At 40.3% G+C, this 10,191-nt stretch carries 12 protein-coding genes; 9 read left to right on the forward strand and 3 right to left on the reverse strand.

Features of this window, described 5'->3' with window-relative positions:
- Positions 1-147: 147 nt before the first annotated feature.
- Genes EXE10_RS16040 through EXE10_RS16060 form a run of 5 tightly spaced genes read left to right on the forward strand, consistent with a single transcriptional unit; the run spans position 148 to position 3,382 of the window.
- Positions 148-966 (forward strand): ABC transporter ATP-binding protein, encoded by an 819-nt coding sequence (locus EXE10_RS16040; protein WP_130114059.1) that lies wholly within the window; start codon positions 148-150, stop codon positions 964-966.
- Positions 963-1,742, forward strand: coding sequence for a lipid asymmetry maintenance ABC transporter permease subunit MlaE (gene mlaE / locus EXE10_RS16045; RefSeq protein ID WP_130114060.1), 780 nt, complete (start codon positions 963-965; stop codon positions 1,740-1,742). The genes EXE10_RS16040 and mlaE overlap by 4 nt, the downstream gene beginning before the upstream one ends.
- On the forward strand, positions 1,742-2,422 hold the full coding sequence (locus EXE10_RS16050; RefSeq protein ID WP_068975213.1) for an outer membrane lipid asymmetry maintenance protein MlaD: 681 nt from the start codon (positions 1,742-1,744) through the stop codon (positions 2,420-2,422). Before mlaE ends, EXE10_RS16050 begins: the two co-directional genes overlap by 1 nt.
- Positions 2,423-2,443: 21 nt before the next feature.
- Positions 2,444-3,067, forward strand: coding sequence for an MlaC/ttg2D family ABC transporter substrate-binding protein (locus EXE10_RS16055; protein WP_087553101.1), 624 nt, complete (start codon positions 2,444-2,446; stop codon positions 3,065-3,067).
- A gap of 27 nt (positions 3,068-3,094) precedes the next feature.
- Complete coding sequence (locus EXE10_RS16060; protein ID WP_130114061.1) at positions 3,095-3,382, forward strand: toluene tolerance protein; 288 nt, start codon at positions 3,095-3,097, stop codon at positions 3,380-3,382.
- 113 nt (positions 3,383-3,495) lie between these two features.
- On the opposite strand, the gene EXE10_RS16065 is transcribed toward EXE10_RS16060, so the two are convergent.
- Positions 3,496-4,509, reverse strand: a complete 1,014-nt coding sequence (locus tag EXE10_RS16065; protein ID WP_130114062.1) for a CorA family divalent cation transporter — start codon at positions 4,507-4,509, stop codon at positions 3,496-3,498.
- Positions 4,510-4,668: 159 nt separating this feature from the next.
- On the opposite strand from EXE10_RS16065, the gene EXE10_RS16070 reads away from it, so the two are divergent.
- Positions 4,669-5,265 carry a TIGR00730 family Rossman fold protein gene (locus tag EXE10_RS16070; RefSeq protein WP_130114063.1) on the forward strand — a complete coding sequence of 199 codons (597 nt, stop codon included), beginning with the start codon at positions 4,669-4,671 and terminating at the stop codon, positions 5,263-5,265.
- A 92-nt stretch (positions 5,266-5,357) separates the two neighbouring features.
- A complete protein-coding gene (locus EXE10_RS16075) occupies positions 5,358-5,768 on the forward strand; it encodes an NUDIX hydrolase (protein WP_130114064.1) in 411 nt (136 codons plus the stop codon).
- Here EXE10_RS16075 and EXE10_RS16080 read toward each other — a convergent pair.
- The gene (locus EXE10_RS16080) at positions 5,765-6,430 is read right to left on the reverse strand and encodes a ComF family protein (protein ID WP_130114065.1); all 666 of its coding nucleotides are present in this window, start codon (positions 6,428-6,430) and stop codon (positions 5,765-5,767) included. The genes EXE10_RS16075 and EXE10_RS16080 overlap by 4 nt on opposite strands.
- Before the next feature lie 299 nt (positions 6,431-6,729).
- Positions 6,730-8,775, reverse strand: a complete 2,046-nt coding sequence (gene recG, locus EXE10_RS16085; RefSeq protein ID WP_130114066.1) for an ATP-dependent DNA helicase RecG — start codon at positions 8,773-8,775, stop codon at positions 6,730-6,732.
- A gap of 357 nt (positions 8,776-9,132) precedes the next feature.
- Here recG and EXE10_RS16090 point away from each other — a divergent pair, with 357 nt between their 5' ends.
- The gene (locus EXE10_RS16090; RefSeq protein ID WP_130114067.1) at positions 9,133-9,891 is read left to right on the forward strand and encodes an NAD(P)H-binding protein; all 759 of its coding nucleotides are present in this window, start codon (positions 9,133-9,135) and stop codon (positions 9,889-9,891) included.
- Between the two features lie 112 nt (positions 9,892-10,003).
- Positions 10,004-10,191: hypothetical protein (locus EXE10_RS16095; protein WP_130114068.1), on the forward strand; the 188-nt coding region annotated here is incomplete at its 3' end.

A 10,191-nucleotide genomic window follows, 5' to 3' on the forward strand; every position in this document is an offset into this window, starting at 1 on the left:
ATTTAAATAAAAAGAAAAACACGCTAAATGAACTAAAAATAGATCAGAATAAGTAGATTTGATCCCTCCTATTATCTTTTAATTACAAAATAATAGCCATTTCAGAGTATAGTATGTGTGCTGATAAATGCAGGAAAATGTTCGGCTATGAATAAGCAAAGTTATGCCGAAGCTGAAGCTTTAATAGAAGTCAAAAATCTAAGCTTTAACCGAGGTGAACGCGTTATCTACGATAATGTCAGTTTACAGATTCGTCGTGGACAAATTACCGCAATCATGGGGCCATCGGGTACGGGTAAAACCACTTTACTGCGCTTGATTGGCGGTCAATTGACGCCAGATTCGGGTGAAGTGCTCCTTGATGGAAAGAATATTGCGTCAATGTCACGTGGTGAGCTTTTTGCCGCGCGTGCGCGTATGGGTATGTTATTTCAAAGTGGTGCATTATTTACAGACATGACAGTCTATGAAAATGTGGCTTTCCCAATTCGAGCGCATACTAAACTGCCAGAAAATTTAATTGCAGAATTAGTGGCGCTGAAGTTGGAGTCAGTAGGTTTACGTGGTGCTGAAAAACTGATGCCTGCTGAACTTTCAGGTGGGATGAATCGTCGCGTGGCTTTGGCCCGTGCGATTGCACTTGATCCAGATTTGATCATGTATGACGAACCTTTTGCAGGGCAAGACCCGATTGTGATGGGGGTTTTAACACGGTTGATTCGTTCATTACGTGAAGCCCTAGATTTAACGACGATTATTGTGTCGCATGATGTTGATGAAACTTTATCAATCGCAGATTATATTTATGTCGTTGCAGAAGGCAAAGTACAAGGTGAGGGTACGCCTGAACAATTAAAACAACATGCTTCGCCGTTTGTACAACAGTTTTTAACGGGTTCAATTGAAGGGCCTGTAGATTATCAATTTAGTCATCAAGCCTATTTAAGTAATGAGGTCGGTTCATGAATGCAATTGCCTTATTAGGTCGACGCGTTCTAGAACGTGTAGAGGGTATTGGTGTTGCAACACTGGTGTTGTTGCGCATTTTATTTTCAATGCCCACATGGTTAGGTGTAAAACTTTTTATTTATCAAATGTATCGAGTCGGTGTACTGTCGTTCTTGATCATTGCTGTGTCAGGCTTGTTCATTGGTGCAGTACTCGGCTTGCAGATGTATAACATTCTCGTCACTTTAGGCAGCGAGGCAATGTTGGGTGCGGCGGTATCGTTAACCCTATTACGTGAGCTTGCTCCAGTTGTTGCGGGCTTACTGTTTGCAGGTCGTGCAGGTTCTGCATTAACTGCAGAAATTGGCTTAATGAAAGCCACTGAGCAATTGTCTAGTATGGAAATGATCGGTGTGGATCCTTTAAAACGTGTGATTTCACCGCGTTTATGGGCAGGCATTGTGAGTTTACCGATGTTGTCTGTGATCTTTGCTGCGATTGGTATTATGGGCGGTAAAATGGTCGGTGTCGATTTTCTCGGTGCAGATGAAGGGTCTTACTGGAGTGGTATTCTCAGTAGTACCCAATTTATGAAAGATGTATTCAACGGTACCATCATCAAAAGTTTGGTATTCGCTTTAATTTGTACTTGGATAGCGGTGTATCAAGGCTATGCCTGTGAGCCAACGTCTGAGGGTATTGCAACATCTACGACACGTACTGTTGTGTATTCGTCTTTATGTGTTTTAGGTTTTGATTTCGTGTTGACTGCGGTCATGTTCGGAGGTGTTTAATGAAATCACGTACAAGTGAGTTGGCCGTAGGTGTTTTTGTCATCATCTTCGGTATTGCGCTATTTTTCTTGGCTATGAAAGTCAGTGGTTTAGTTGGTACAAATTTAAAAGACAGTTATGAAATGTCCGCAACATTTGACAATGTCAATGGTTTGAAGCCTCGTGCCAAAGTGACCATGAGCGGTGTGAAGATAGGACAGGTTGACTCGATTACACTTGATCCTGTAACACGTCAAGCGACTGTGAATTTCTCATTGGATGGCTCGTTGACTTCTTTCAATGCGAAACAGCTTGAGAAAGTGAAAGAAAACCTTATTGGTGATTTGCGTTATAGCGCAGACTATCAAGCGGCAACACCTGAGAAACAAAAAGAAATGGAAAAGCAACTGTTAAGTAACATGAGCTCCATCACCAATATTGATGAAGATGCTTATATTATGGTTGCGACAAATGGTTTGTTGGGTGAGAAATACCTCAAAGTTGTACCAGGTGGTGGATTGACTTACATCAAACGTGGTGAAAGTGTTGCCAATACGCAGGGTACTATGGATCTGGAAGATCTGATTAGCAAATTTATCACGGGTGGTGCAGGGAAATCATCGGATAAAGCAGATACATCTGAACAAGATCATTCTGCATCTACTGAAACAACTGATGCACAAACGTCATTCGTTGAATAAGCATTAGAGGAGTTATTTGAAATGAATATGCTTTTAAAACAAACTTTTACAGCTAGTATTTTGGCTACTATGGTTGCAACTGCTGCTCAAGCTGCGCCTGCTGAAGCTCCGCCAGCTTTTGTTAAACGTGTTGCTGATGGCTTAATTACGCGTTTGAAAGCAGATCATACAAAATTACAAAGCAATCCAGCATTAGTGAAATCCATTGTACGTCAAAACCTTGATCCTTATGTTGATGGTCAAGCATTCACGCGTATTGTGATGGGGACTTATGCAAACAGTAGTACACCTGCTCAACGTGCTCAGTTTGAACAAAACTTCCGTAATACTTTAATTGAAAATTATGGTAGTGCATTTGCGAAGTATTCAAACCAAAGCTATACCATGCGCCCTTATAAAGCGACTACGAGCAAATTTCCTGTCGTGACAATTGATTTCAATAACAAAGGTGAAAAAATCCCTGTGTCATTCCAATTGTCTGATGCGGGTAGCCAGTGGAAAGTTCGTAATTTGAATGTGTCTGGTATTGATCTTGGTTTACAATTCCGTAATCAGTTTGCTGCGAACGTAAAACGTAATGGCGGTAACCTTGATAAAGCGATTGCAACGTTTGAGCCAGATGCAGATGCAGCTGTAAAAAAATAAGCCCATAATTGAGATAGGTATACGCGAGTGATTGAGTTTAAAAATCAAGAACTATATGTCAGTGGTAAAATTGCTTACGAAAATGCTGAGAACTATTATTTGAGTGGTTTGAAGATAATTCAAAGTGAAAAGAATTTTCCGCTTACAGTAAACTTATCTCAGCTTGAACATGGAAGCACTTTGGCATTGTCGGTATTTGTCCAATGGTTGAGACAGACTCCTAATTTGCAAGGCTTACAGTTTAAAGCAGTGCCTGAAAAAATGATGAAGATCATTCAAGCCTGTCATTTACAAGATGATTTAAATTTAATCTGACTGTAAAAATAAAAAAGCACCGAAAGGTGCTTTTTTTATTGGATTTAAATTGATGTTTAATAAATAAGGTGCGTTTCTTGCGCTGTGCTTTGAAGCAATGCTTCAAAGCTTGCTCAAATCCATTTTTTCCATCTGAAGTAAATCAGTGGTCCAACGAAGAATGTAACTAGAATTGTAATGACGACATAAAAACTGGTCGTGCCATGTGCAAAAGGTAAAACCTCCGTGTTCATCCCATAAATACTGGCAATGAGCATCGGTGGCGCAAGCATACTTGGAAGTATGGAGAATCGACGAATCGTATCGTTCTGTTCAGTGTTAATGAATCCAGAAGTGGTATCGAGTAAGAATCGCACTTTTTGGAATAAGAATGCATCATGTTCTACCAGTGATCGTACGTCTTCACTGAGCTCTCGGATATCCGCGTCATAGATGTGACTACCTAAAGCACGTGGACGTGATAAAAAGGTCAGTACACGGCGTAAATCGATCAAACACAGTTGTGCTTTACCGAGCATGTCTTCTTTCTGTGCTAAACGGGTAATCATGTCATCCAAATCTAAGATTTGTTCACGATGACGGACGTTGAGGACTTCAGTTGAGTAAGACTCTAAGTCTCTGTGGATATCTTCCAAGATATCCGCAAGCTCATCTAACTTTGCTTCAAGTAAGCCCAAAAGGATCCACGTAGGGTCTTTATAATCGATTTCATAATCATTGCGACGTGCGCGTGCACGGAACGCACGAAATGCAACGAGCTTTTCCCCACGTAGGGTAAATAACCGATCTTTATGAAGAATGAATGCTACTGTTTGCACATTGGCAAGCATATTTGAGGTGTCTTCAGGATCACCTTCAACTTGGTAATTTTTATTTTTTGTTAAAAAATAGGTACTGATGTGTAGAATACCGTCATCATCACGGTAGAATCGAGCTGATGAAGAAATGTCTTCTAAGGATTTTAGCGTCGGTAAGTTTTGCTCATAGGCTTCTAAAACCCATTCTTGTTCTTCTGATGAAGGCGCAATAAGGTCAACCCACACCAATTCAGGGTGTAGATCAAATCCTCCGTTAATGGTTGCATCTTCTAAGCTACCGCGCTCAGTGGCGTAAAAGGCTTCAAGCATAGTGTCTTTTCTCCCTTGCGCAGTGTAGTGTCAATTTGATGTGTGTATTTTAGACAAGGATTTTAGGAAAAACACTGATTACATCGCTCTTTTGTAAAAAAAAATCTTGATCGCTTGTCTTTATTTGTAACATGGTTAAATTAAACTTAGGTTAAATTTATGAATTCTATTGCTATTTTTTGTGGTTCATCATTAGGTACTGATCAGATCTTTGCTGATATAGCGAAACTGACTGGTGAAACTATCGCCAAGCAAGGGAAAACATTAGTTTATGGTGGTGGTCGTTCTGGGCTAATGGGACTGGTTGCTGACAGTGCGTTGGCAAAAGGTGGTAAGGTCATCGGTGTTATTCCACAAAACTTGGTGGATGCTGAATTGGCCCATCCTCACCTCACTGAGCTGTATACAGTGAAAGATATGCATGAGCGTAAAACCAAAATGTCTGAGTTGGCAGATGGTTTTATCGCTTTGCCTGGTGGTCCTGGAACTTGGGAAGAGATTTTTGAACAATGGACTTGGGCGCAATTGGGCATTCACTTAAAGCCTTGCGCATTTTTAAATGTAGAGGGTTTTTATGATGACCTATTTAAATTTATCCAGCTAAGTACAGATAAAGGATTCACCAAAAGTCGCTTTACCAATACTTTAATTCAATCTGATTCAATCGAGGTTATTTTAGAACAGTTAGAACGTTTTGTAGCGCCTGAGCCTAAATGGGGTGCACAAGAGCGTGAAATTCTGGATAAATTGGCTTAATGAAAAAATATAAATAATGCTTAAACACAATATATTGAATATTTTTTGAATTAATATCACAATATATTGTGTTTTAATTTTTTATACATCTTATGAATGTCATTACTGTTGCTGCCGCCATTATTCTCAATCAACACAATCAATTACTACTCGTACGTAAGAAGAATACGCAGTTCTTTATGCAAGTCGGTGGAAAGCTTGAGCCAAATGAAGCACCTGAACAGACTATGATTCGTGAAATTGCGGAAGAGATTAGTGTAAAGGCTGAAATTGAGCAATTTGTTGGGCGTTTTGAAACACGGGCTGCCAATGAAGCAGGACATCAGTTGATTAGTTATGTTTATCAGGTCAATCTCGATCAAGCACCGCAGATTGATGCAGAAATTGCTGAGATGAAATGGATTGATTTGGATGATCAGCAGACTTTACTTGCGCCATTAACCAAAGAAGTCGTGATTCCGTGGTGTAAGCAATATCTTGCAAGTACAAAAAACTCTCTCTAACTTTTTTCCAAGGGAAGGGAGGAGAGTTTTGTTCCAGCAACAGCGACACACGCACTATAAATCTGCTGACAGCCGAGTTTCTCTAAAGCTTGGTTCAGTGCATGAATCGAACTTCCTGTTGTGACTACATCATCAATGATCAGTACTTTTTTATACTTACGTTTTTCTGTGGTTATGATCTGAAATTGGTTTTCAATATTTTCCAGTCGTTCGATTCGGCTTAAGCCTTTTTGTGAATGTTGTGCAGCTCGGATTACAGGTTGCCACACGGGGATTTTGAGTTCTTGTGCCATAATTTTTGCAATGATTAACATTTGGTTATAGCCACGTTCTTTGAGTCGCTCTGTGGAAATAGGCATAGGGACAATGGCGTGAACTTTAGGAATTCTTAAATTGAGTAGGCTATGTGCGAGTAGGTTTTGATATTGTAGTTGCTGTTCGTATTTGTAGGTTTGAATAATTCGATCGATCGGGAAGTCGTAGTGATGTGCGCAAAGGATGCTGTGTTCATGACGTGCGATGTGTTGTTTGTACCACGGTAGTTGTTCCCAACAGTCTGTACAGAGTGAATGTTGGTATTGGCGATCGATGCCACAGAGTAGGCAAGGGGAGATGCTTTGTACGCTTTTGTGGAGTAGTAGTTGATTGATGAATGAGAGCATTTTTTATTCTGATTTTTTTATGATTTGATCATTCTAATAATAACCATACTTGACTTATAAATCTATTTTTGAATTGGAGGTGTGTTGATTCATAATGAATTAGCACAGCCACATATTTTAGATAAAAGTTGCAATGTATTTGTGTAGGCGATGCCTAACTTTTGAAGGATCAAAAGTTACAAAAATCCTTTGTTGAGCAAAGGGGACTCCTGTCACCCTTGCTCAACGGCGACATCCATGTCGCCTTACGCGATAGCAAAATTACTCGAGGTTTCTAATATTAAGTTCTGTTTGTTAAATCACACATACGCATATCTTGGTGCTTCAGGTAGCCATCGCTTTAACAAGGCTTCAGCATTTTCAGGATAGTCTTTTAAAACTTGTTGTGCGACATGGTGAGCTTGGCTGAGTAAGTGATCATCTCGCTCAAGTTTGGCGACACGGAACCCCATATCCCCCGTTTGCTTTGTTCCAAGTAATTCACCCGGTCCACGAATTTCTAAATCTTTTTCCGCAATGATAAAACCATCATTGGTTTCACGCATGATGCGTAAACGTTCCTGCCCATTTTGTGACAGTGGATTTTTATAAAGTAAGGCACAGAAACTTGCTGTGGCACCACGTCCGACACGACCACGTAATTGGTGAAGTTGAGAAAGCCCTAAACGCTCCGCATTTTCAATGACCATAATTGAGGCATTGGGCACATCAACACCCACTTCAATGACCGTAGTTGCGATCAATAGTTGTAATTCATTGTCTTTAAACTGCTGCATGACCGACTGTTTTTCATCAGCTTTCATTTTGCCATGAACCAAGCCGATATTTAGTTCAGGAAAGCGATCTTTAATTTCAGCATAAGTGGCTTCTGCAGCTTGAGCATCCAGCGTTTCAGATTGCTCAACGAGGGTGCAGACCCAATAGGCTTGTTTACCCTCAGCGCAGTTTTTGGCAATGCGTTGTAAAACTTCTTCACGACGATCCAGTGGAATGGTCACGGTTTGAATCGGGGTACGTCCAGGCGGTAATTCATCAATCACTGATGTATCTAGGTCACCATAAGCAGACATGGCTAAAGTACGTGGAATTGGTGTTGCAGTCATCACCAGTTGATGCGGGGTAGTATTGTCCACGCCTTTATTACGCAGTGCTAAACGCTGATCTACCCCAAAACGATGTTGTTCATCAATGATCACTAAACCGAGTTTGGCAAATTCGACATTGTCCTGAAAAAGCGCATGTGTTCCCACGATGACATTCGCCGTACCATCTTTTAAAGTTTGTTCTGCTGCGGTTCGGGCTTTGCCTTTTTGCTTACCTGAAAGCCACGAAACATTTAGCCCCAAAGGCTCAAACCATTTCTTAAAGTTTAGATAATGTTGTTCCGCTAAAATCTCAGTCGGTGCCATCAGTGAGACTTGCCAACCTTCTTCCAAAGCATGACAGGCGGCAACACCTGCAACCAAAGTTTTTCCTGCGCCGACATCACCTTGTACAAGACGTAACATGGGTTTGTTTTGTTTTAAGTCTTTAGCGATTTCATTGGATACACGTTTTTGAGCATTGGTCATTTCAAAAGGTAGGCTTGCCAGAAGTTGTTTGGCAAAGCTTTTACTGTAGGAAAATGACGGTGCTGCGATCTGCTGAATATAAGCACGGCGGGTCAGTAAGCTGATTTGATGCGCTACCAATTCTTCAAAAATTAAGCGTTGCTGTGCAGGATGTGAACCTTGCGACAGTTGCAACATATTGGCATCCACAGGGGGATGGTGAATATATTCAAGTGCTTGATTGAGTGCATAACCATTGGTGAATTTTTCAGGTAACAATTCAGGCAGGTCATCGGCATGATGATTCAGTGCCTGTTTGACGTATTCACGTAGTTTCGGCTGAGTTAAACCGTCCGTTGCAGGATAAATCGCGGTCAATTCAGTTTGTGGTAAAGGTGTATGTTCGGTAATGAGCTGTATTTCTGGATGATAAAGTTCTAAACCACGCGCACCGACACGTACTTCGCCAAAGATTCTTAAACGGTTGCCTGCTTTAGCACGATCCATGAGTGCTTTATAAATATGATAAAAGCGTAAGGTGACTTTGCCGTAATCATCCTGCAATAGAATCGCCATCGACTTGCGTTTTCCAGGTGGCATGTCAATGGATTTGACCACACCTTCCATGAGATAGCTTCGCCCAACCTGTAATTGGTTCATGGTAATGATCGTGCTACGATCTTCATAGTCACGGGGCAGATGAAACAATAGGTCGTCTGTGGTGAATATATTCAGTTTTTCAAGTAGCGCAGCGGCGGCATTGCCAACCCCTTGCAATTGATGGACGGCAGCCATGTCCCCTCAACTTAGGTTCGTAACGAATATTAATATTGAATAATCATTTATGTGCTAATCAATTCTTTTCGATGGAGTCTTACAACTAAGGTTTTGATTAAGGGATTAGCCTTCGGCTCGAGGTACTTTTGTTTTGGCAAAAGTACCCAAAACCATTGTCATCCGCAAAACTCGTTAACTACCATCACTAAAACAAGTAATTCGCAAAAACATTATCTATTAAAAGAAGTCCTGCCTCAAACAGTTGCGGATGACGTTATCGCGTATCCACATTTGATCTATGAGCCAAGTATGCTATAGGTATTTTGTATAAAATTAACTAACAGCTTAAATGTATAGATTTAAATAGGTCGTTTGATGCATATTCTATTTGTCGGTTATGGTAAAACATCGCAGCGTGTTGCTAAACAATTATTTCAACAAGATCACCAAATTACCACAGTGAGCCGTAGTCCGAAAGAGGATGATTTTGCTGAGCATTTGATTCAGGATATTCAGCAACTTGATTTATCACAGCTCAAACCTGTCGATACTGTTTATGTACTCCTTGCGCCATCTCGAAATACCACTTTAAGTTCAGTTGAAGCGTATCAACAGACTTATGTGGATTCTGTTCAGCCAATTGTAAGTGCTTTAAAAAATCATCCTATTCAACGAATCATTGTGGTGTCATCGACTCGTGTTTATGGTGAGAATAACGGTGAGATTATCAATGATGATTCGCCAGCGATTCCGAGTGATGAACAGGGGAAATTACTCTTGAAAATGGAGCAATTATGGCAACAGGCTTATCCTGAACAATGTGTGATTGTACGTCCGACAGGGATTTATGGTACTTCGACTGTGAGAATGGTGAAGCTTGCGGAAACTACGAAAAGTTATCCGAATATTCATTGGTCAAATCGGATTCATATCGATGATCTAGCGAGTTTCTTAGCGCATTTGCTTCACGTGGAACATCCTGAAAAATCTTATATTTGTACCAATAATAATCCTCAACCTTTACATGAAATGATTTTAAAGATTCAAAGAGAGTTGGGTTTACTTGAGTTGGTTTTGGAGAGTGAAAGGGAAACAGGGAAAAGGATTTTTTCGAAGGAGGGTGGTGGTGGATAGGTTTGGGCAAAAAATAAATTACTTAATTCTTTTTTTATAAGTTATTCCATATACTTAGTTAATTTTTAATGATATATAGTGGTTAAAATCACATCAGTTATTGTAAGGTAATATGGCTAAAATTAAACAAATTAGAGTGGACTTTTTCAAAGTCCATGTAGCGCATGGTGGTAGGATTACTAATGCCTATGACGGTTTCTTAGAAATGATAAATGGCGCAATATCAACGGTGTTTACCAATAAAGGTTATACAAGAGAATTATATAAATTATCTGAAACGACAAGTGGGGGGATTTATGG

Origin of the sequence: Acinetobacter sp. WCHAc060033, from assembly GCF_004209125.1 — a bacterium.
In the GTDB taxonomy this organism is placed as follows: domain Bacteria; phylum Pseudomonadota; class Gammaproteobacteria; order Pseudomonadales; family Moraxellaceae; genus Acinetobacter; species Acinetobacter wuhouensis.